The sequence below is a fragment of the Macrococcus sp. 19Msa1099 genome, assembly GCA_019357535.2.
Classification (GTDB): domain Bacteria; phylum Bacillota; class Bacilli; order Staphylococcales; family Staphylococcaceae; genus Macrococcoides; species Macrococcoides psychrotolerans.
This window is the reverse complement of sequence record CP079955.1, coordinates 2,038,121-2,060,973: the sequence shown is the minus strand read 5'-3', so window position 1 is coordinate 2,060,973 and position 22,853 is coordinate 2,038,121. Positions and strand designations below refer to the sequence as shown.

Here is a 22,853-nt window from a genome sequence, read left to right as displayed (position 1 = left end):
AGTGATTGCCTCAAGCAATCAAAGAGCTTTATCAAGCAATCTATTATGGAGAGTTTGATCCTGGCTCAGGATGAACGCTGGCGGCGTGCCTAATACATGCAAGTCGAGCGAACGGACGAGAGTGCTTGCACTCTCTGATGTTAGCGGCGGACGGGTGAGTAACACGTGGGTAACCTACCTATAAGACTGGGATAACTTCGGGAAACCGGAGCTAATACCGGATAATATCTAGCTTCGCATGAAGCGATAGTGAAAGACGGTTCTGCTGTCACTTATAGATGGACCCGCGGTGTATTAGCTAGTTGGTGAGGTAACGGCTCACCAAGGCAACGATACATAGCCGACCTGAGAGGGTGATCGGCCACACTGGGACTGAGACACGGCCCAGACTCCTACGGGAGGCAGCAGTAGGGAATCTTCCGCAATGGACGAAAGTCTGACGGAGCAACGCCGCGTGAGTGAAGAAGGTTTTCGGATCGTAAAACTCTGTTGTAAGGGAAGAACAAGTACGTTAGTAACTGAACGTACCTTGACGGTACCTTACCAGAAAGCCACGGCTAACTACGTGCCAGCAGCCGCGGTAATACGTAGGTGGCAAGCGTTATCCGGAATTATTGGGCGTAAAGCGCGCGTAGGCGGTCTCTTAAGTCTGATGTGAAAGCCCCCGGCTCAACCGGGGAGGGTCATTGGAAACTGGGAGACTTGAGTGCAGAAGAGGAGAGTGGAATTCCATGTGTAGCGGTGAAATGCGCAGAGATATGGAGGAACACCAGTGGCGAAGGCGGCTCTCTGGTCTGTAACTGACGCTGAGGTGCGAAAGCGTGGGGATCAAACAGGATTAGATACCCTGGTAGTCCACGCCGTAAACGATGAGTGCTAAGTGTTGGGGGGTTTCCGCCCCTCAGTGCTGCAGCTAACGCATTAAGCACTCCGCCTGGGGAGTACGGTCGCAAGACTGAAACTCAAAGGAATTGACGGGGACCCGCACAAGCGGTGGAGCATGTGGTTTAATTCGAAGCAACGCGAAGAACCTTACCAAATCTTGACATCCTTTGACAACTCTAGAGATAGAGCTTTCCCCTTCGGGGGACAAAGTGACAGGTGGTGCATGGTTGTCGTCAGCTCGTGTCGTGAGATGTTGGGTTAAGTCCCGCAACGAGCGCAACCCTTATCTTTAGTTGCCATCATTAAGTTGGGCACTCTAGAGAGACTGCCGGTGACAAACCGGAGGAAGGTGGGGATGACGTCAAATCATCATGCCCCTTATGATTTGGGCTACACACGTGCTACAATGGATGGTACAAAGGGCAGCAAAACCGCGAGGTCAAGCAAATCCCATAAAACCATTCTCAGTTCGGATTGTAGTCTGCAACTCGACTACATGAAGCTGGAATCGCTAGTAATCGTAGATCAGCATGCTACGGTGAATACGTTCCCGGGTCTTGTACACACCGCCCGTCACACCACGAGAGTTTGTAACACCCGAAGCCGGTGGAGTAACCTTTTAGGAGCTAGCCGTCGAAGGTGGGACAGATGATTGGGGTGAAGTCGTAACAAGGTAGCCGTATCGGAAGGTGCGGCTGGATCACCTCCTTTCTAAGGATAATTACGGAAACAGACCCTCAGGTCTGTAGGAATTGACATTGACATATTGTATTCAGTTTTGAATGTTTATACATTCAGATTGTACTTTGAAAACTAGATAAAGTAAGAAGATATAAAGATTTTACCAAGCAAAACCGAGTGAGTTCATATTTGAATTCTTGAAAAAATCGCGCGTCTGCATTTATGCAGACATCACAATATTAATAACAGATTAAGTTATTAAGGGCGCACGGTGGATGCCTTGGCACTAGAAGCCGAAGAAGGACGTTACTAACGACGATATGCTCTGGGGAGCTGTAAGTAAGCTTTGATCCAGAGATTTCCGAATGGGGAAACCCAGCATGAGTTATGTCATGTTATCCATATGTGAATACATAGCATATGAGAAGGCACACCCGGAGAACTGAAACATCTAAGTACCCGGAGGAAGAGAAAGAAAATTCGATTCCCTTAGTAGCGGCGAGCGAAACGGGAAGAGCCCAAACCAGAGTGCTTGCACTCTGGGGTTGTAGGACACTCAACACGGAGTTACAAAGGAATAGTTTAGACGAATGACTTTGGAAAAGTCAGCCATAGAAGGTAAAGGCCCTGTAGTCGAAAAGTTATTCTCTCCTGAGTGGATCCTGAGTACGGCGGAACACGTGGAATTCCGTCGGAATCCGGGAGGACCATCTCCCAAGGCTAAATACTCTCTAGTGACCGATAGTGAACCAGTACCGTGAGGGAAAGGTGAAAAGCACCCCGGAAGGGGAGTGAAATAGAACCTGAAACCGTGTGCTTACAAGTAGTCAGAGCCCGTTAATGGGTGATGGCGTGCCTTTTGTAGAATGAACCGGCGAGTTACGATTTGATGCAAGGTTAAGCAGTATATGTGGAGCCGTAGCGAAAGCGAGTCTGAATAGGGCGAATGAGTATCAGGTCGTAGACCCGAAACCAGGTGATCTACCCATGTCCAGGTTGAAGTTCAGGTAACACTGAATGGAGGACCGAACCGACTTACGTTGAAAAGTGAGCGGATGAGGTGTGGGTAGCGGAGAAATTCCAATCGAACCTGGAGATAGCTGGTTCTCTCCGAAATAGCTTTAGGGCTAGCCTCGCATGATGATTACTGGAGGTAGAGCACTGTTTGGACTAGGGGCCCCCCTCGGGTTACCGAATTCAGACAAACTCCGAATGCCAGATAATTTAATGCGGGAGTCAGACTGCGGGTGATAAGGTCCGTAGTCGAGAGGGAAACAGCCCAGACCACCAGCTAAGGTCCCAAAATATATGTTAAGTGGAAAAGGATGTGGCGTTGCCCAGACAACTAGGATGTTGGCTTAGAAGCAGCCATCATTTAAAGAGTGCGTAATAGCTCACTAGTCGAGTGACGCTGCGCCGAAAATGTACCGGGGCTAAACATATTACCGAAGCTGTGGATTGTCCGTAGGACAATGGTAGGAGAGCGTTCTAAGGGCGTCGAAGCATGATCGTAAGGACATGTGGAGCGCTTAGAAGTGAGAATGCCGGTGTGAGTAGCGAAAGACGGGTGAGAATCCCGTCCACCGATTGACTAAGGTTTCCAGAGGAAGGCTCGTCCGCTCTGGGTTAGTCGGGACCTAAGCCGAGGCCGAATGGCGTAGGCGATGGACAACAGGTAGATATTCCTGTACCACCTAAGATTGTTTGAACGATGGGGGGACGCAGTAGGATAGGCGAAGCGTACTGTTGGTTATGTACGTCCAAGCACTGAGATTGAGTATCAGGCAAATCCGGTACTCACCAAGATCAAGGTGTGATGGGGAGCGAAATTATAGTAGCGAAGTCGTTGATTTCACACTGCCAAGAAAAGCCTCTAGTTAGAAATTAGGTGCCCGTACCGCAAACCGACACAGGTAGTCAAGATGAGAATTCTAAGGTGAGCGAGCGAACTCTCGTTAAGGAACTCGGCAAAATGACCCCGTAACTTCGGGAGAAGGGGTGCTTTTTAGGGTGCAAGCCTTGAAGAGCCGCAGTGAATAGGCCCAAGCGACTGTTTATCAAAAACACAGGTCTCTGCAAAACCGTAAGGTGAAGTATAGGGGCTGACGCCTGCCCGGTGCTGGAAGGTTAAAAGGAGTGGTTAGCGTATGCGAAGCTACGAATTGAAGCCCCAGTAAACGGCGGCCGTAACTATAACGGTCCTAAGGTAGCGAAATTCCTTGTCGGGTAAGTTCCGACCCGCACGAAAGGCGTAACGATTTGGGCACTGTCTCAACGAGAGACTCGGTGAAATCATAGTACCTGTGAAGATGCAGGTTACCCGCGACAGGACGGAAAGACCCCGTGGAGCTTTACTGCAGCCTGATATTGAAATTCGGCACAGCTTGTACAGGATAGGTAGGAGCCTTTGAAGCGTGAGCGTCAGCTTACGTGGAGGCGCTGGTGGGATACTACCCTGGCTGTGTTGACTTTCTAACCCGCGCCACTTATCGTGGCGGGAGACAGTGTCAGGCGGGCAGTTTGACTGGGGCGGTCGCCTCCTAAAGAGTAACGGAGGCGCTCAAAGGTTCCCTCAGAATGGTTGGAAATCATTCGCAGAGTGTAAAGGCACAAGGGAGCTTGACTGCGAGACCTACAAGTCGAGCAGGGTCGAAAGACGGACTTAGTGATCCGGTGGTTCCGCATGGAAGGGCCATCGCTCAACGGATAAAAGCTACCCCGGGGATAACAGGCTTATCTCCCCCAAGAGTTCACATCGACGGGGAGGTTTGGCACCTCGATGTCGGCTCATCGCATCCTGGGGCTGTAGTCGGTCCCAAGGGTTGGGCTGTTCGCCCATTAAAGCGGTACGCGAGCTGGGTTCAGAACGTCGTGAGACAGTTCGGTCCCTATCCGTCGTGGGCGTAGGAAATTTGAGAGGAGCTGTCCTTAGTACGAGAGGACCGGGATGGACATACCTCTGGTGTACCAGTTGTCGCGCCAGCGGCATAGCTGGGTAGCTATGTATGGACGGGATAAGTGCTGAAAGCATCTAAGCATGAAGCCCCCCTCAAGATGAGATTTCCCAACTTCGGTTATAAGATCCCTCAAAGATGATGAGGTTAATAGGTTCGAGGTGGAAGTACAGTGATGTATGGAGCTGACGAATACTAATCGATCGAAGACTTAATCAATTTTATAGATTTTTTATTCGGGATTGCCGGGTAGAATCTAATATATCTTACTTACTTTATCTAGTTTTGAAAGTATAAACTATTTATTCTTTCATTTGTCTGGTGACGATGGCAGAGAGGTCACACCTGTTCCCATACCGAACACAGAAGTTAAGCTCTCTAGCGCCGATGGTAGTTGGTCTTACGATCCGCGAGAGTAGGACGTTGCCGGGCAATATATAAATGGATGCGATGAGCCGCACATTGGGGACCTGTTAGGTCTCTTTTTTTTATGTCTTAATTTAAGTGAAATTATTTGCTTCTTTATATTCGAAGTCAATTTTATTGTGAGATATAATAGTATAGATAGAGATAACCAAAAGAGGGATGATGAACTTGAATACTCCTATATTGAATCAAATGAAAACGCACTTTGAAAATTTGGAGCCTATTTCATTGCATGTACCGGGTCATCATTATAATACGATTGGTCATCTGAGTGAAGTCCAATTTAAATATGATGTGACGGAGATAGAAGGGATGGATGATTATCATCATCCTGAATCGATAATTCTTGAAAGTGAAAAGAAATTAACGAGAAATCAATTATACGAATCTAAATACTTAGTTGGAGGTACAACGAGTGGTATTTTGTCAGCAATATTAGGATTCTTACATAAATCTCAGCATGTAGATGGGTATCGTATTGCGATTATGAGGAATGCACATAAATCTATAATTAATGCTATCAATATAGCGAAAGCAAATACTTATATACTTCCTACAAAAATTTCTGAGGCTACAAATGAATATTCAGGTGTAGACTTAGATCAAGTTAATCATGATATTCTAAAAAATGTAGAAGTAGTTGTATTAACTTATCCTAACTATTTTGGAGAAACATATCATATAAAAAAAGTTATAGAATTTTTTCGATCAAGAAATATTGTTACTATAATAGATGAAGCTCACGGTGCACATTTTGATATTTCTACTTCTTTTCCAAGTTCATCTATTAACTATGGCGCAGATATCATTGTGCAGTCATATCACAAAACATTACCAGCCTTTACGATGAGTTCAGTGATGCATATTAGAAAAGATAACCTATATATTGAAGATGTGTGGCGTATGTGTTCGATACTTCAATCTTCTAGTCCATCTTATATGTTAATGTTAGGATTAGAGCACGCGCATCAATTCTACTTGGATTATGATGAGATGCTGTTTTTCCATAGGCGTCAAGAATTGATTGATACGTTTAGAAAAAAGGGATTTCAGGTGATTACTCCTAGTGATCCTTTAAAATTAATGATAACCCATCAAGAATTCTCAGGGTTTCAAATTGCTGAATTATTAGCACAGCATCATATATACACGGAGTTAAGCAACGGAAAATTTTCACTGATTATCCTCCCTTTATGGCATAATGGGGATAGATATCCATTTAAAACGTTATTGGAAAGAATAAAACAATTAAAGATTGAACATGTTGCTTTAAAGGATATTATCATAAAAGAAAATGATATTTTATTAAACAAAAATAGTTCAGATGGTGTTATTAATTATCGAACGCAATCTGATTTAAAAAAATGGATTCCTATAAGTGAAAGTGAAGGGTATTTTTCAGTTCAGCCAATCGTGCCATATCCACCAGGGATACCTTTAATTATGCAAGGAGAAGAGATTAAAAAAGCTGCGATTGAGGGCTTAGCACAGTATATATCTAATGGTGGAAAGGTACACGGCATTAAAGAAGGAAATATTTTAGTTTATCAATAGTTAGGAGAAGATTATGTCTTATTTTATAACAATCGAAGGGCCAGAAGGTTCTGGAAAAACAACGGTAATCAAAGCGATCGCTGATCAATTAATAGCGCGCTTTGATGTGGTTTGCACAAGAGAACCTGGAGGTATAAAAATTAGTGAGGACATTCGAAAGATATTGCTAGATGAAGCGAATGTAATGGATTATCGTACGGAAGCATTATTATTTGCTGCAAGCAGACGGCAACATCTTGTTGAAAAGGTATTGCCAGCAATTCAAAAAGGGGAAATTGTAATTTGTGATCGTTTTATAGATAGTTCATTAGCATATCAAGGCTATGCTAGAGGGATTGGAATGGATGAAATTCGCTCTATTAATGAATTTGCGATTGAAGGTAAATATCCAGATTTAACATTGTATCTTAAAGTAAGTGCAGAAATCGGTTTAAATCGTATTAAAGATAATTCACGTGAAACAAATCGTCTAGATAAAGAAGCGATTGATTTTCATGAACAAGTAGTTGAAGGATATGATATATTAGCCGCACAGTATCCCGATCGTATTCGTATTATTGATGCTGAACAGTCACCGGAGCAAGTGGTATCAGAAAGTATGAAATGGATTAATCAGTTATTGAATTAATTTATGATATAATTTAATAAAGAGGTGTTTAATATGAAAATGGTAATAGCAATCGTACAGGACCAAGATAGCCAGACGTTATCTGATGAACTAACTAAGCATAACTTTAGAACTACTAAATTAGCATCAACAGGTGGTTTTCTGCGTGCAGGGAATACGACATTCTTATGTGGTGTAGAAGATGAACGTGTTGATGAATTATTGAATCTTATCAATATGAAATGCAGAAATAGAGAGCAGACGATTACGCCAGTTACGCCAATGGGTGGAAACGCCGATGCATATATTCCTTTCCCAGTCGAAGTAGAAGTTGGTGGAGCAACTGTATTTGTTATGCCGATTGAACAATTTCATCAGTTTTAATTAAGCTGCGCTAAGCGGCTTTTTCAATATATTTAAAGGAGTTTAAGATGCAACAACAATTAATGCAAGCAATAAAAAATGATAAGCTCAGTCATGCATATTTGTTTGAAGGTTCTAATAAGCAGGCATTAAAAGAAGAAGCAATCATTTTCGCTTCAGCAATTATTTGTGGCGATGATGAAGTTTGTCATTCTAGAATAGCTGCCCATAATCATTCGGATTTTATTATTATGGAAACTGATGAAGCTACGATAAAAAAAGAGATGATTGAAGAAGTACTTCATAAAATGAACCAAAAGCCGATTGAAGGATCATATAAAGTATATATTATCGTTGATTTTGACAAAGTGACAACACAAGGGGAGAACAGCATTCTTAAATTCCTGGAAGAGCCACCAGGGAATACAATTGCATTATTGTTAACAAGTGCACCAAATGAAATATTGCCAACAATTCATTCGCGATGCCAGCATATTTCAGTACAGAACAGACAGGATATCTCATTAACGTTAAGTGGGCAAGTCCCTACGCCTTTACTAATGACATTATCCAAATTAATGATGAGTGAGGACGAGGCAATTTCTTGGTATACAGAGAAAAATTTTGGGGAAGTTCGAAGCCAGGTTGTAACTTGGCTACAGACATTATTAAATGGGGATATGATGGGGCTTATTCAAGTTTCACAATTACAATCACACATCTCAGAACGCGTATATCAACAAATTGCATTGGATATGGTGCAATTATTTCTGCAGGACATACTATATCTTCAACTGAATGAACAGTCAGTAAGAAGCTATCCTGATTATGAAGTTGCCATACAACGTATTAGTCAAAAAATTACGATTCAACAATCAATTAATATGATAGAAGCAGCGCTTAATGCAAAGCAAAAATTATTACAATATGTAAATGCAACATTAGTGTTTGAGCAGATGGCAATAAAAATTGTAGGTGAGGTTAGAGCATGATAGAAATTATAGGTGTCAAGTTTCACAGAGCTGGGCGTACAGAATATTATAGTCCAGGGCATGAACAATTTAATAAGAATGAGTATGTCGTAATCAATCATAAGAAACGTGGTATGGAATTAGCACGCGTCGTAATACCTAATAAGGAAATTAATGAAGATGAAGTTGTAATGCCAGTTGCGGTTATTCATAGAAGAGCGACTGAAGAAGATCTTATAAAGTATGAACAGAACATGGTAGATGCGGATATTGCACTTGAAATATGTAAAAAACACGTTAAAAATCATGAGCTCGATATGCGCCTCGTCAATGCAGCTTACACATTAGATAAAGGGAAGATCATATTTAATTTTACTGCAAGCGAACGTGTGGACTTTAGAGAACTTGTAAAAAGTTTAGCATATGATTTGAAAACACGTATAGAGCTTAGACAAATTGGTGTTAGAGATGAGGCAAAGATTTTGGGTGGCATAGGACCTTGTGGTAGAAGTCTATGTTGTGCAACGTATCTTGGAGACTTTGAGCCTGTATCTATTAAGATGGCGAAAGATCAAAATTTGTCATTAAATCCCACGAAAATTTCAGGCGCATGTGGGCGGTTGATGTGCTGTCTAAAATATGAAAATGATTATTATGAAGAAACAAGAAATAAACTACCGGATATCGGTGCAATTATTGATACACCGCATGGTAAAGGAAAAGTTATCGGACTTAATATCTTAGATGTTACAATGCAGATAAAAGTACCGGAAATTGAAGCACCAATTGAATTCCATATTGACGAAGTAGAAGTTTAGGGGGGCTAGAATTGAATCGAGACGAAATGTTGATGAGACTTTCGCAACTTGAAAAAGACATTAATCAAATTAATGAAAGCTATGATCACTTAAAAACAATGGTTGTAGAACTCATTGAGGAAAATGTCACGTTAAATTTAGAAAACGATAACTTACAGATGTTTATACATGAACCAAAACAAGAAGAGGCGAAAGTACCAAAGAAACATAAAGTACTGCAAAGTAAAGACAATCTTGCAATGCTTTACGCAGAGGGTTTTCATATATGCCCCACAGACTTATTCGGAAAACACCGTGGGGGCGAAGGCTGTATTTTCTGCTTAAATTTATTATCTGATCACAAATAAAAGAGGGCGAAGGGCCTTTTTTTATTAGGGAGGGAAAAATGTTAAAAGAAAATGAACGATTCGATCAGCTTTTGAAAGAAAATCTATCTATCATTCAAAATGATGATGTATTTTCGTTCTCAACAGATGCGTTATTGCTAGCCCATTTCACACAATTACGTGCGAAGGATCAAATAATTGATCTCTGTTCGGGTAATGGGGTTATACCTTTACTCTTGTCGTCTCGTACAACAATGACTATAGAAGCGATAGAGATTCAAGATGCATTAGTTGATATGGCAGTACGTACAATCCAGTATAATGATTTGATATCTCAAATAAAAATGCATCATATGGATCTCAAAGATGTTGGTAGTACATTCTTACCAAGTCAATTTGATGTCGTTACATGCAACCCACCTTATTTCAGGGAGAATCAATCTTATCAACATTTAAAGGAAGCGCATCGTGTTGCACGTCATGAAGTAATGTGTACATTCATGGATTGTGTACGTGCTGCAAACCACCTACTTAAGCAAGGTGGCAAGATGGTGATTGTTCAACGTGCAGATCGATTAGCAGATGTTATTGTGGATATGAGAACCGGAGGCATTGAACCGAAGCGACTCATTCCTATTTACTCCAAAAAATCTAAAACTCAAGCGATTACTGTTATTGTTGAGGGGATTAAAGGTGGTAAACCAGATTTGAAATTACAACCGCCATTTTATATATATAACGATGACGGAACTTATAGTTCAGAGATGAATGGCGTTTATTATGGATAAACACTATATCTATATTCTGAAATGCGCAGATGATTCCCTTTACACAGGATATACAACACATTTAGATAGAAGGTTAGCTGTACATAGTAGCGGAAAAGGTGCGAAATATACAAGGGTAAGGTTACCTGTTGAACGCGTATATGAGGAAAGCTTTGATTCAAAACGAGAAGCTATGCAAAGAGAATATGCGATAAAACAAATGACAAGAGCTCAGAAACTTAAGCTCATAAAAGGAGACTTAGCATGACCGGGGTATTATACTTAGTAGGTACACCAATAGGAAATCTAGAGGATATTACATTTCGAGCGGTTAGAATATTAAAAGAAGTAGATTGTATTTACTGTGAAGACACGCGTGTCACAAGAACTTTGACGATGCATTATAATATTGATACGCCTCTGAAGAGTTACCATGAACATAATAAAGATAAAGTCACCGATCAGCTGATTGAAACATTGGTATCCGGCAATCATATCGCACTTGTATCAGATGCAGGGTTACCACTAATTAGTGACCCAGGTTATGAACTCGTAGTAGAATGTCGTGATAAAGGAATTAGAATAGAAACAATACCTGGTCCAAATGCTGCACTCTCAGCACTTATGACAAGTGGCATTGCTTCATATTCATTTATTTTTGATGGTTTTTTGCCACGTAAAGATAAGGAGAAGAAAAAGAGGTTACAAACTTTAATGGAACTCCCTCATACGGCGATTATATACGAATCACCATTTCGTGTGAAACACACGATTGAAACAATAATGGAAATTGATGCAACAAGAAAAGTATCTATTGCAAGAGAATTAACTAAGAAATTCGAACAAGTAGAAACAGCTAATGTCAAAGAAATCTATAACAAGTTAGACAATGAAATCAACTTGAAGGGTGAATTTGTAATCATAATCGATGCAGTAAGCGAAGCGGATAAAGTACATTGGTGGGCAGAGCTTACGGTATATGAGCATGTGATACATTATATTGAAACAGGTATGCGATCTAAAGAGGCAATCAAACAAGTCGCAGTCGATAGAGATATAAAGAAGAATGAAGTATATGAAATTTATCATATTGAACATTAAAAAAGGTGCCCTGCGGCACCTTTTTTAATGGATATAGTATTTATTTTTCTTCTTGCGCTTCTTTTTCTTCGATTTCTTTAAGTAATTGTGCAATACCTTCTTTACTTAACACAAGTTTACCGCCAGCTAATAGATAGTTATCTTCAGAAACATCGCCTGTCACGGCACAAGTCATGCTAGGTTTATATTTCTTTAAAATAATTTTATCGGCGTCTGTATAAATTTCTAAAGCATCTTTCTCAGCAATATCTAAAATACGTCGTAATTCGATCGGAATAACAACACGTCCTAATTCATCAACTTTTCTTACAATACCTGTAGATTTCATTTTATTTCCTCCATATAATTGTATATTTGATAATATCAGTAAATTCGACACTCGAATTAAATTGTTCGACATTTGTCTTAATTAGAGTGTACTACCTTTTTTTTACAAAGTCAATGGAATAAGGTTATATATATAATTTGTAATGAAATAGTAATGTTTGTTAATTATAATTAATATTATTTGATGTTTATTATTTGTATGTTTTTTTAAAACATGTCGAATTGTAAGTATTAGTAATATTGAAAAAAACCTTTATTTTATGTATATTTAATAAGTAAAGACGAGGAGGATTTCATATGACGAACAATACTTTTTACGTTACGACCCCTATTTATTATCCAAGTGGGAAGTTACATATAGGACATGCATATTCAACGGTAGCTGGAGATGCAATTGCACGCTATAAAAGAATGCAAGGCTATGATGTTAAATACTTAACGGGTACAGATGAACATGGTCAAAAGATTCAAGAAAAAGCTCAAGCTGCTGGTAAATCTGAAATTGAATATTTAGATGAAATCATCGCAGATATTCAAGCACTATGGAAAAAATTAGATATCTCTAATGATGACTTCATTAGAACGACAGAAGATAGACATAAAGTTGTGGTAGAAAAAGTATTTGAGAGATTACTGGAGCAAGGGGATATTTATCTAGGCGACTATGAAGGTTGGTACTCTGTACCTGATGAGACGTTCTATACTGAAACGCAACTTGTAGATCCTATTTATGAAGGAGAAAAAATTGTTGGGGGTAAGAGTCCAGATTCTGGGCATCCGGTGCAACTTGTCAAGGAGGAAAGTTATTTCTTTAAGTTGAGTAAATATACAGATCGTTTAATTGAATACTATGATGCACATCCAGACTTCATCCAGCCTGTTTCACGTAAAAATGAAATGCTGAATAATTTCATTAAACCAGGTCTTGAAGACTTAGCAGTATCACGAACTTCATTTGATTGGGGAATTAAAGTTCCATCTAATCCGAAGCATGTTGTTTACGTCTGGATAGATGCGTTAACGAATTATATCTCGGCGCTTGGATATTTATCTGAAGATGAGACAGAATTTAATAAGTACTGGCCTGCTGATGTACATATTATGGCAAAAGAAATTGTGCGTTTCCATACAATTATCTGGCCAGCGTTATTAATGGCGTTAGATTTACCTCTTCCTAAGAAAATTTTTGCTCATGGCTGGATTCTTATGAAGGATGGCAAGATGAGTAAATCTAAAGGAAATGTCGTGGATCCTCATATATTAATCGATCGTTATGGCCTAGATGCCGTTCGTTATTATTTAATGAGAGAGCTGCCATTTGGATCAGATGGTGTATTTACTCCGGAAGCTTTCATAGATCGTACAAACTTTGATTTAGCCAACGATCTCGGTAATCTGGTAAACCGTACGATAGCCATGATTAACAAATATTTTGACGGTAACCTTACCGGATACAAAGGGCAAATGCATACAGTTGATGCAGAAATTGAAGATCTAGCAGTAGCAACTAAGAAAGCTTATGATAATGCGATGGAAAATATGCAGTATTCAGTTGCTTTACAAGAAGTATGGAAATTAATTTCACGTACTAATAAATATATTGATGAAACAACACCGTGGATTCTTATTAAAGATACGTCCCAAAAAGAACTCTTAGAGAGCGTAATGTATCATCTTGTTGAGAATATTCGCTTTGCAGCGGTATTGTTACGTCCATTCTTAACAGAAGCACCATATAAAATCTTTGAACAGTTAAATTTAAAAGACAATGCACTTTATGAATTTGATAGTTTAAACACTTATGGACATATTACGGAACTTAAAGTAGTGGAAAAAGCGACACCGATTTTTCCGAGATTAGATGTAGAAGCAGAAGTGGAATTTATTAAAGGTACAATGCAACCACCTGTATCTGAGAAAAATGAAGCTGAAGGTAAAAGTGAAATCACAATTGATGTATTCGATAAAATAGAATTAAAGGCAGCAACAATTATTGATGCAGATTACGTGAAGAAGGCTAAGAAACTGCTGAAAATTCAAGTAGACTTAGGTAATGAAAAACGCCAAATTGTATCAGGTATTGCAGAATTCTATAATCCAGAGGATATCATTGGCAAAAAAGTAGTAGTCGTTACAAATCTAAAGGCGGTAGAACTACGTGGTGAGAAATCAGAAGGTATGATTCTTTCTGCTGAGAAAGATGGACAATTAACACTTGTAAGCTTACCAAGCACGATTGAAAATGGTTCTATCGTTAAATAAATAGGAGTGATTTTGTGTTAATCGATACACATGTACATTTAAACGCAGACCAATATGATGAAGATTTACAGGAAGTTATTGATAGAGCACGTAAAAATGGAATAGACCGTATGATTGTCGTGGGATTTGATGAAAAAACGATTAAACGGACAATGAAATTAATAGAGGATTATGATTTCGTATACGGTGTTATTGGGTGGCATCCAGTTGATGCTATCGATTTCACTGATGAGTATTACGAATGGATAAAAGAACTTTCAAAACATCCTAAAATTGTTGCGATTGGTGAAATGGGTCTTGATTATCACTGGGATAAGTCTCCAAAAGATATACAAAAAGAAGTATTTAAGCGACAAATTCAACTTGCAAAAGAAGTGAAACTTCCAATTGTTATTCATAATCGTGAAGCAACTCATGATGTAATTGAAATATTGAAATCAGAAAATGCCCAAGAAGTTGGCGGCGTAATGCATAGCTTCAGTGGCAGCCCAGAAACTTGCGATGAAGTATTAAAACTAAACTTTGTTATTTCTTTAGGGGGACCTGTAACGTTTAAAAATGCCAAACAGCCTAAAGAAGTTGCGAAGCATGTACCACTCGATAAACTACTTGTTGAAACAGATGCGCCGTATTTAACACCGCATCCTTATCGTGGAAAGCGTAATGAACCGATGCACGTAAAGTTGGTGGCAGAAGAGATTGCGGAACTACGCGGTATCACATTAGAAGAGGTGGCACTACAAACAACAGCTAACGCTGAGAGATTATTTAAAATGGCAAATAGGGATTAAATAACTTTAGCGATAAAGACCACGTATTACTCACGTGGTCTTTTATATATATATAACGTATAATATTTAGTTGTATAAAAGTAAAGGATAGATATATATGAAAATTAACGAAATTATTGTAGTGGAAGGTAAAGATGATACAACACGTGTAAAGCTTGCAGTAGAATGTGATACGCTTGAAACGAATGGTTCTGCTATTAACGAAGAGACCATTGAAGCGATTAGACATGCAGCCGAAGTGAGAGGTGTTATTGTACTTACAGATCCTGATTACCCAGGAAATAAAATCAGGAAGACGATTGAAAGTCATGTACCTGCAGTAAAGCATGCGTTTATTGATGCTGATATTGCTGTAAGTAAACGTGGTAAGATTGGTATCGAACATGCACCCATTGAAGCAATTCAAGATGCATTAATGCATGTATCAACGCCGTTTGATTATACTTCTGAAACGGTAAGTAAAGCGTTTTTAGTAGATAACGGCTTAATTATCGGTCCTTATGCGAAGGAAAAAAGGAAGCAAGTATGCAAGTACTTAAGAATCGGTTATTGCAATGGAAAGCAATTATTTCATAGACTCAATGCTTTCGGTATAACTGAGCAGGATGTAAAGCAAGCACTATATGATAAAGGAGAGGAATAATGGAATATAACGATATTGCAACACCAACAAGAACGAAACAGTTATTAGATCGATACGGGTTTAAGTTTAAGAAAAGTCTTGGCCAGAATTTTCTTGTGGATACAAATGTCATCAGAAATATAATTGAGGCTGCAGGTATAGATAAGACGTCAGGTGTAATTGAAATTGGTCCTGGAATGGGGAGTTTAACTGAACAATTAGCAAAACACGCGAAACAAGTCTTAGCATTTGAAATAGACCAGCGACTTATACCGATACTAGGAGAAACGTTAAGTCCTTATGATAATGTAACTGTAATCAACGAGGATATATTAAAAGCAGATGTAGCTTCTGCTATAGAAACGTATCTACATCATTGCGATGAAATTTTCGTTGTGGCCAATTTACCTTATTATATTACAACGCCGATATTAATGGGCTTACTGGAAAAAAACTTGAATATTAACAGTTACGTGGTGATGATGCAAAAAGAAGTAGGAGAGCGTTTGTCTGCAATCCCTTCAACAAAAGCGTATGGTTCATTATCCATTGCAGTGCAGTACTATACGGATGTGAAACGTATTATGGTTGTTCCTAAAGGTGTCTTTATGCCCCCGCCGAATGTAGACTCTCTCGTAGTTAAGCTGACAACATTAGAGAGCCCTCGTGTAGATGTTGAAGACGAAACGTTGTTCTTTAAGTTAACTAGAGGTGCTTTCGTCCAGCGCAGGAAGACAATCTTAAATAACTATATGAGCTTGATACAAGATAGTAAGGAGCACAAAGAACTTATTATTGAATGGCTTGAGGCAAGTGGCGTAGCACCTTCACGTCGTGGAGAGAGCCTTAATTTAAATGATTATGCACAACTTTCAAATAATATGAAAAAGTATCCAGAGTTGGTGATTTAAAACATTGACAACAGAAAATAAAATTGTTAAAATTAAAAATTTTATTGACTATTTTTCATTATAATGCTAAAATGAAGGGCATAGCGAGGTGGGTCATTATGCCAAAAACATTAGTAGACATCAAAAAAATTCTTGACTGTCAGTTGGGTAATCGAATTGTATTAAGAGCTAATGGAGGACGTAAAAAGTTAATTGAGCGTCGTGGTGTGCTTAAAGAAACTTATCCATCAGTTTTCGTGGTCGAACTAGACCAGGAGCAACATAATTTTGAGCGTGTGTCTTATACATACACGGACGTTTTAACAGAAAACGTGCAAGTTACATTTGTAAATGATCAACAAGAAGAATTTCTTGTACAATAATTAGTGAAGCATATTCTCTACGTAGAGAATATGCTTTATTTTTTATTTTCTTTATCAATCTACAATTTAGAAATCGAATTGTGATAAAATAACTGTATTAATTAATTGAGCGAGGACGAGATATGATTTATGAGAATGCACCAGCTAAAATAAATTTGACACTAGATACACTATATAAAAGAAATGATGGCTATCATGAAGTAGAAATGATAATGACAACAGTAGACTTATATGATCGACTGACTTTTGAGAAGAGAAAAGATAAAAAAATTGTACTCAAAATAGAGCATCGATACGTGCCAAACGATCATAGAAACTTAGCTTATAAGGCTGCAGAACTTATGATAGAGCGTTACAATATAAAATGCGGAGTAACGATTACGCTCGATAAAACAATTCCGATAGCGGCAGGTCTAGCAGGAGGTTCTAGTGATGCTGCTGCCACATTTCGCGGAATGAACAAACTGTTTGAATTGAACCTATCACTTGAAACTTTAGCAGAACTGTCAAGTGAAATTGGGTCAGATATTCCATTTTGTATATACGGAAGAACGACACTATGTACAGGCCGTGGTGAAGTACTTGAACATTTACCGAAGCCACCTTCATGCTGGGTAATCTTAGCTAAACCTGAGATCAGTGTATCGACGCAAGAGGTTTATAGTGCACTTGATCTATCACAAGCACATGAACAGATTGAAAATGAGAAATGCAGACGTGCCATTGAAGCAGGAGATTACCTGGAGATGATACGCTCTTTAGGGAATAGGCTAGAAGCTGTAACGATAGAAATGCATCCTGTTATTCAAATGCTTAAAGAAACGATGATGAAAGCCGGAGCAGATGCTGCTATGATGAGCGGCAGTGGACCTACTGTATATGGATTAGCAGCAAAAGAACGCCAAGCTAAAAGCGTAGTCAATGCATTAAAAGGATGTTGTAAAGAAGTATATATGGTAAGGATGCTGGGGTAGGGAAAACCGAACATTTGTGGTATATTAAACATACATCATGCGTAAATGAGGGATTTTATGAAATTTAAGAGGAGTGAACGTATCGTCTACATGACGAGTTATTTGCTAAGCCATCCAAATGAGCTTGTGCCATTAACCTACTTTGTAGAAAAGTTTGGACAGGCTAAGTCTTCAATTAGCGAGGACGTACAAATTATTAAAGATACTTTTGAAAAAGAAGAGATTGGAATTATCACAACAACAGCTGGAGCGAGTGGTGGAGTAACGTTCAGACATAGAATGTATTATGATGAAGCCGAAGGACTGATCAGAACATTATGTAATATGTTGCAGGAGGAGGAAAGACTGCTTCCTGGAGGTTATTTATTCATGTCAGATGTTGTGGGTAATCCGAGATTGCTTGGGCAAGTGGGAAAACTGATTGCTACAATGTATATGAATGAAGAAATAGATGCAGTAGTTACCATAGCGACAAAAGGAATCTCATTGGCGAATGCAGTAGCCAGCATTTTAAACTTACCGGTTGTAGTAATAAGAAAAGATAACAAAGTAACGGAAGGTTCTACGGTTTCTATCAACTATGTATCTGGTTCTTCGAGAAAGATAGAGACGATGGTATTATCAAAGCGCACGCTTCCTGAAGGTTCGAAAGTTTTGGTTGTTGATGATTTCATGCGTGCAGGAGGCTCTATAACAGGGGTCATGAATTTAATGAATGAGTTTAAAGCAACAGTAAAAGGGGTAACAGTATTAGTAGAATCGAAAGAAGTTAAGAATCGTTTAATTCAGGACTATACCTCTTTGGTTAAATTATCTAATGTAGATGAATATAATCAATCTTTTACTGTTGAAGAAGGTAATTGCTTAGACAAATTTTCTGAAGCAGGGAGAAATTAACATGAAAAATATTTATTCTAAAAATGCGCCAGAAGCAATCGGGCCATATTGTCATGCTGTTGTTGTAAACAATATGGTTTATACAAGCGGTCAAATTCCTTTGACATTACAAGGTGAATTAGTCAGTGAAGATGTTCAGGAACAAACAAAGCAAGTGCTGGACAACTTATCTGCCGTTCTTGTAGATAGCGGTGCTCATTTGGATAGTGTGGTAAAAACGACAATCTTTATTAGTGATATGAATGACTTTCCGTTAATTAATGAAGTTTACGGTGAATATTTTAATACCCATTTACCAGCAAGAAGCTGTGTTGAAGTGAGTAGATTACCAAAAGACGTAAAAGTTGAAATTGAAGCGGTGGCCCTGAAACTATAAACGATCATTAACTTACATTTATATTAGGAGGCTATTCAGAATGAAGGTCACAGATGTAAGAATGAGGAAGTTGGTTACGGATAGTAGGATGAAAGCTTTAGCATCCATTACGTTGGATGAAGCGTTTGTAATACATGATTTGAGAGTAATTGACGGAAATAATGGTCTTTTTGTAGCGATGCCAAGTAAACGAACATCTGATGGAGAATTCCGTGATATCGCACATCCTATTAACAGCGAAATGCGACAAGAAATTCAAGAAGCAGTTATGAAGGTTTACGATGAAACAGAAGCGGTTGAACCTGGTACAAGTGCTATAGATATCGCTGATAGTGCTACAAGTGAAGTATCATCACAATTAGAAGAGTCTGATTCAGATACGGCGTTATCAGAAGATTTAAAAGCATAAAAAAGGTAGGCAGATGCCTATCTTTTTTTTTTTAATGGATTGTTGGCACTTTCGAAATTTGCTTTCAATGCCTTCCGAAAATTGCCCTAAATAGATAAAAAATATGTTAAAATATTATAGACTGGGTACTTAAGAAAAGATGCTCTATCATAAACTATAATATCACTCAAAATGGAGGACATATGATGACAAGACAAGCTGTTATTCTCGCTGCAGGTAAAGGGACGAGAATGAAGTCGAAACTTCACAAAGTGTTGCATCCTGTCTGTGGTAAGCCGATGGTGAAACATGTCATAGATAATATTAAGAAAGCAGACGTTACTGAAATCGTAACGATTGTGGGATACGGTGCCGAAGATGTAAAGGCTGCTTTACGAGATCAATCATTATTCAGTATGCAAAGTGAGCAACTTGGTACTGCGCATGCTGTACAAATGGCTGCAGAACATTTAGAAGGTAAACAAGGAACAACAATTGTCATTTGTGGAGATACGCCATTAATCTCTGAAGAAACAATTGCCGGATTTATTGCGCATCATGAATTAACAGGTGCAAAAGCGACGATTCTTTCCGCTAAGACAAATACACCATTTGGCTACGGTAGAATTATTCGCGATACACATGGTGCAGTAGAGCGCATTGTTGAAGAGAAGGATGCTTCGATAGAAGAGCGACTAATAAATGAAGTGAGTTCGGGAACATTCTGCTTTGATAACGCATTGTTATTCGAACTGCTTGGACAAGTCGATAACAACAACGCACAAGGCGAGTACTATCTTCCGGATGTAATCAAATTACTACGTGAAAGAAATGAACTTGTTGAAGCATATGTCACTGAAGATTTTAGTGAAACATTAGGGATTAATGATAGATATAATTTATCTATAGCAGAACAAACGCTACGTTTAAGAATTAACAAACAACATATGATGAATGGTGTAACCATTATTGATCCATTAACGACATACATAGAATCGGATGTAGTCATCGGTAGCGACACAATTATTGAACCGAATGTGATGTTAAAGGGAAGCACGCAAATTGGTAATGATGTCATCATTACTTCCGGTAGTACTATTTCAGATAGTAAGATTGCCGACAACGTAACAATAAAGCATTCTGTAATCGCTGAATCTGAGGTGGGTGACTCTACGACAATTGGGCCGTTTGCTCAATTAAGACCGGGAAGTCTCTTGGGAACGGATGTAAAGGTTGGAAATTTTGTAGAGATCAAAAAAGCAAAGTTGGATGATGAAGCAAAAGTGTCACATCTAAGCTATATAGGAGATGCACAGATCGGTGCTAGAACGAATATAGGCTGTGGAGCCATTACTGTCAATTATGATGGTACAAATAAATTTAAAACAATTGTTGGGAAAGATGCGTTTATCGGTTGCAACTCGAATCTAGTTGCACCTGTTACAATTGGCGATGAATCCTTTATCGCAGCAGGTTCTACCATTACTGATGATGTACCTGAAAAAAGTCTGGCACTAGGTCGTGCGCGTCAGACAACTAAAGATGGCTATTATGATAAATAAATATTCATATTTCAAAACGGAGGCTTAAAAAATGATGAACAGCGAATATAAGAATACGTCTTTAAAAATCTTTGCATTAAATGGTAATAAACCTTTAGCAGAGGAAATTGCTAAAGTCGTAGGTATTCCTTTAGGAAAATCAAGTGTTAAACGTTTTAGTGACGGGGAAGTTCAAATTAATATTGAAGAAAGTATTCGAGGATGTGATGTATTCATCGTTCAACCTACTTCAAATCCTGTTAACGAACGCTTAATGGAACTATTAATTATGATTGACGCACTAAAGCGTGCTTCAGCAGAAACTATTAACATCGTGATGCCATATTATGGCTATGCAAGACAAGATCGTAAAGCAAGAAGTCGGGAACCAATTACGGCAAAACTTGTTGCAGATATGATGGAAAAAGCAGGAGCAGACCGTGTAATTGCTCTTGATTTACATGCGCCGCAAATTCAAGGATTTTTCAATATTCCAATTGACCACCTCATGGGTGTTCCGATTCTTTCAGATTATTTCGATGCGAAAGAAGGGATTGACAAAGAGTCTATCGTAGTTGTATCACCTGACCATGGTGGGGTGACACGTGCACGTAAGATGGCAGATCGATTAAAAGCGCCGATTGCGATTATTGATAAACGTCGTCCAAAACCGAATGTAGCAGAAGTTATGAATATTGTAGGAGATATCAATGGTAAGACGGCGATTATCATCGATGATATTATTGATACTGCTGGTACAATTACACTTGCTGCTCAAGCGCTGATTGATAAAGGTGCTAAAGAGGTATATGCATGTTGTACGCACCCTGTACTATCAGGGCCAGCATATCAACGTATCGAGGACTCGGCTATTAAAGAGCTGGTTGTAACAAATTCCATTATTCTACCAGAAGAGAATAAGCCAGCTAAGATTAAGCAATTATCTGTAGGAGAACTTTTAGCACAGGCAATTGTGCGTGTATATGAACAAGAGTCTGTAAGTATTTTATTTGATTAGTAACAAGAAGAAATTGGGTAGGAGCATTCAGTCGTCTAGGCCGTCAATCATAATAGTAAAAAGGGTTTTGTTGCATCTTTCGAAGTAAAAATTAAAAATTAAAAATTATGTTTATTAGTTAAAAATAATGGGTATTTATAATATATCGATGAACACAATAAACGTTTTACAAGCAGGTTTTCACAACTGATGGGTAAACGTAGGAGCGCGATGGTGCGCAAAAAGGAGATTATATTATGACTTCATTAAAAGCAATTATTAGACAAGGTAAACAAACTAAAGGTGAACTAAACAAGATTAGAAATGAAGGTAAGATTCCTGCAGTTGTTTATGGCTACGGTGCATCAAATACTTCAGTTAAAGTAGATGAGCCTGAATTCGTTAAAGTTATTCGTGAAGTTGGGCGCAACGGAGTTATTGAACTAGGAGTGGGTGCAAAAACTATTAAAGTTATGGTTTCAGATTATCAAGTCGATCCTCTTAAAAATAAGGTTACGCATATTGACTTCTTAGCAATTAATATGAAATCTGAATTAACGGTAGATGTTGTTATAAATTTAACAGGCGAAGCTCAAGGTGTTAAAGAAGGTGGCGTAGTTCAACAGCCACTGTTCCAGTTATCTGTAACAGCTACACCAGATGAAATTCCTGAAACGATTGAAGTTGATGTAACTGAATTAAATATCGGAGACTCAATTATGGTAGGAGATTTGAAATCAGGTAAAGCTTATACAATTAATAATGAAGACGATGAAGCGATTGTATCTGTAGTTCCACCAACAGTCGAAGTAGAGTCAGAAGAAGGCGAAGCTGCTGAAGGTGAAGAAGCTTCTGAAGAGGACGCTCAAGGCGAAGAAAAAGCTGAATAATACGTTAGTTTTTAGGGATGAGGCTTATAGTCTCATCTCTTTTTGTGTCTTTAATGAATTAT

The 22,853-nt window shown here is 38.7% G+C and carries 22 protein-coding genes and 3 rRNA genes; 24 read left to right on the top strand and 1 reads right to left on the bottom strand.

From position 1 onward, the window contains the following. Nucleotides 1-42: 42 nt before the first annotated feature. The 12 genes from KYI10_11020 to rsmI all read left to right on the top strand — a co-directional run bounded on the left by KYI10_11020 (nucleotide 43) and on the right by rsmI (nucleotide 11,453). Nucleotides 43-1,596: ribosomal RNA gene (locus tag KYI10_11020) — 16S ribosomal RNA — on the top strand. A 218-nt stretch (nucleotides 1,597-1,814) separates the two neighbouring features. Beyond that, a 23S ribosomal RNA gene (locus KYI10_11015) occupies nucleotides 1,815-4,739 on the top strand. A gap of 98 nt (nucleotides 4,740-4,837) precedes the next feature. Further along, nucleotides 4,838-4,952: ribosomal RNA gene (gene rrf, locus KYI10_11010) — 5S ribosomal RNA — on the top strand. The 16S, 23S and 5S rRNA genes sit together here, the layout of an rRNA operon. Before the next feature lie 177 nt (nucleotides 4,953-5,129). Continuing rightward, on the top strand, nucleotides 5,130-6,500 hold the full coding sequence (locus tag KYI10_11005; GenBank protein ID QYA32832.1) for an aminotransferase class I/II-fold pyridoxal phosphate-dependent enzyme: 1,371 nt from the start codon (nucleotides 5,130-5,132) through the stop codon (nucleotides 6,498-6,500). Between the two features lie 13 nt (nucleotides 6,501-6,513). Continuing rightward, entirely contained in the window at nucleotides 6,514-7,128 is a 615-nt protein-coding gene (gene tmk, locus KYI10_11000) for a dTMP kinase (protein QYA32831.1), read from the top strand. Nucleotides 7,129-7,161: 33 nt separating this feature from the next. Beyond that, the gene (locus KYI10_10995) at nucleotides 7,162-7,491 is read left to right on the top strand and encodes a cyclic-di-AMP receptor (GenBank protein QYA32830.1); all 330 of its coding nucleotides are present in this window, start codon (nucleotides 7,162-7,164) and stop codon (nucleotides 7,489-7,491) included. Between the two features lie 47 nt (nucleotides 7,492-7,538). Beyond that, nucleotides 7,539-8,462: a DNA polymerase III subunit delta' C-terminal domain-containing protein gene (locus KYI10_10990; protein QYA32829.1), complete on the top strand. Its 924-nt coding sequence runs from the start codon at nucleotides 7,539-7,541 to the stop codon at nucleotides 8,460-8,462. Continuing rightward, nucleotides 8,459-9,259, top strand: coding sequence for a stage 0 sporulation family protein (locus KYI10_10985; protein ID QYA32828.1), 801 nt, complete (start codon nucleotides 8,459-8,461; stop codon nucleotides 9,257-9,259). Before KYI10_10990 ends, KYI10_10985 begins: the two co-directional genes overlap by 4 nt. 11 nt (nucleotides 9,260-9,270) lie before the next feature. Continuing rightward, nucleotides 9,271-9,606 carry a DNA replication initiation control protein YabA gene (yabA, locus tag KYI10_10980; GenBank protein ID QYA32827.1) on the top strand — a complete coding sequence of 112 codons (336 nt, stop codon included), beginning with the start codon at nucleotides 9,271-9,273 and terminating at the stop codon, nucleotides 9,604-9,606. Nucleotides 9,607-9,644: 38 nt separating this feature from the next. Continuing rightward, nucleotides 9,645-10,373 carry a tRNA1(Val) (adenine(37)-N6)-methyltransferase gene (locus KYI10_10975; GenBank protein QYA32826.1) on the top strand — a complete coding sequence of 243 codons (729 nt, stop codon included), beginning with the start codon at nucleotides 9,645-9,647 and terminating at the stop codon, nucleotides 10,371-10,373. Next, a complete protein-coding gene (locus KYI10_10970; GenBank protein ID QYA32825.1) occupies nucleotides 10,366-10,620 on the top strand; it encodes a GIY-YIG nuclease family protein in 255 nt (84 codons plus the stop codon). The genes KYI10_10975 and KYI10_10970 overlap by 8 nt, the downstream gene beginning before the upstream one ends. Next, nucleotides 10,617-11,453, top strand: coding sequence for a 16S rRNA (cytidine(1402)-2'-O)-methyltransferase (gene rsmI, locus KYI10_10965; protein QYA32824.1), 837 nt, complete (start codon nucleotides 10,617-10,619; stop codon nucleotides 11,451-11,453). The genes KYI10_10970 and rsmI overlap by 4 nt, the downstream gene beginning before the upstream one ends. Before the next feature lie 40 nt (nucleotides 11,454-11,493). On the opposite strand, the gene KYI10_10960 is transcribed toward rsmI, so the two are convergent. Beyond that, complete coding sequence (locus tag KYI10_10960; GenBank protein QYA32823.1) at nucleotides 11,494-11,781, bottom strand: AbrB/MazE/SpoVT family DNA-binding domain-containing protein; 288 nt, start codon at nucleotides 11,779-11,781, stop codon at nucleotides 11,494-11,496. Between the two features lie 296 nt (nucleotides 11,782-12,077). On the opposite strand from KYI10_10960, the gene metG reads away from it, so the two are divergent. The 12 genes from metG (at nucleotide 12,078) to KYI10_10900 (ending at nucleotide 22,791) form a co-directional block, all read left to right on the top strand. Beyond that, entirely contained in the window at nucleotides 12,078-14,042 is a 1,965-nt protein-coding gene (gene metG, locus KYI10_10955; protein ID QYA32822.1) for a methionine--tRNA ligase, read from the top strand. Between the two features lie 14 nt (nucleotides 14,043-14,056). After that, on the top strand, nucleotides 14,057-14,833 hold the full coding sequence (locus KYI10_10950) for a TatD family hydrolase (protein ID QYA32821.1): 777 nt from the start codon (nucleotides 14,057-14,059) through the stop codon (nucleotides 14,831-14,833). Nucleotides 14,834-14,930: 97 nt separating this feature from the next. Next, on the top strand, nucleotides 14,931-15,476 hold the full coding sequence (gene rnmV / locus KYI10_10945; protein QYA32820.1) for a ribonuclease M5: 546 nt from the start codon (nucleotides 14,931-14,933) through the stop codon (nucleotides 15,474-15,476). After that, a complete protein-coding gene (rsmA, locus tag KYI10_10940; protein QYA32819.1) occupies nucleotides 15,476-16,366 on the top strand; it encodes a 16S rRNA (adenine(1518)-N(6)/adenine(1519)-N(6))-dimethyltransferase RsmA in 891 nt (296 codons plus the stop codon). Before rnmV ends, rsmA begins: the two co-directional genes overlap by 1 nt. 98 nt (nucleotides 16,367-16,464) lie before the next feature. Then, the gene (locus KYI10_10935) at nucleotides 16,465-16,728 is read left to right on the top strand and encodes a Veg family protein (protein QYA32818.1); all 264 of its coding nucleotides are present in this window, start codon (nucleotides 16,465-16,467) and stop codon (nucleotides 16,726-16,728) included. 122 nt (nucleotides 16,729-16,850) lie between these two features. Further along, nucleotides 16,851-17,702 (top strand): 4-(cytidine 5'-diphospho)-2-C-methyl-D-erythritol kinase, encoded by an 852-nt coding sequence (gene ispE / locus KYI10_10930; protein ID QYA32817.1) that lies wholly within the window; start codon nucleotides 16,851-16,853, stop codon nucleotides 17,700-17,702. A 57-nt stretch (nucleotides 17,703-17,759) separates the two neighbouring features. After that, on the top strand, nucleotides 17,760-18,599 hold the full coding sequence (gene purR, locus KYI10_10925; protein ID QYA32816.1) for a pur operon repressor: 840 nt from the start codon (nucleotides 17,760-17,762) through the stop codon (nucleotides 18,597-18,599). 1 nt (nucleotide 18,600) lies between these two features. Then, nucleotides 18,601-18,975 (top strand): RidA family protein, encoded by a 375-nt coding sequence (locus tag KYI10_10920; GenBank protein QYA32815.1) that lies wholly within the window; start codon nucleotides 18,601-18,603, stop codon nucleotides 18,973-18,975. Nucleotides 18,976-19,015: 40 nt separating this feature from the next. After that, entirely contained in the window at nucleotides 19,016-19,384 is a 369-nt protein-coding gene (gene spoVG, locus KYI10_10915) for a septation regulator SpoVG (protein ID QYA32814.1), read from the top strand. Between the two features lie 185 nt (nucleotides 19,385-19,569). Next, entirely contained in the window at nucleotides 19,570-20,925 is a 1,356-nt protein-coding gene (gene glmU, locus KYI10_10910) for a bifunctional UDP-N-acetylglucosamine diphosphorylase/glucosamine-1-phosphate N-acetyltransferase GlmU (GenBank protein QYA32813.2), read from the top strand. A gap of 31 nt (nucleotides 20,926-20,956) precedes the next feature. Next, nucleotides 20,957-21,922 (top strand): ribose-phosphate diphosphokinase, encoded by a 966-nt coding sequence (locus KYI10_10905; protein ID QYA32812.1) that lies wholly within the window; start codon nucleotides 20,957-20,959, stop codon nucleotides 21,920-21,922. Between the two features lie 236 nt (nucleotides 21,923-22,158). Continuing rightward, nucleotides 22,159-22,791 (top strand): 50S ribosomal protein L25/general stress protein Ctc, encoded by a 633-nt coding sequence (locus tag KYI10_10900; GenBank protein ID QYA32811.1) that lies wholly within the window; start codon nucleotides 22,159-22,161, stop codon nucleotides 22,789-22,791. Nucleotides 22,792-22,853 lie beyond the last annotated feature (62 nt).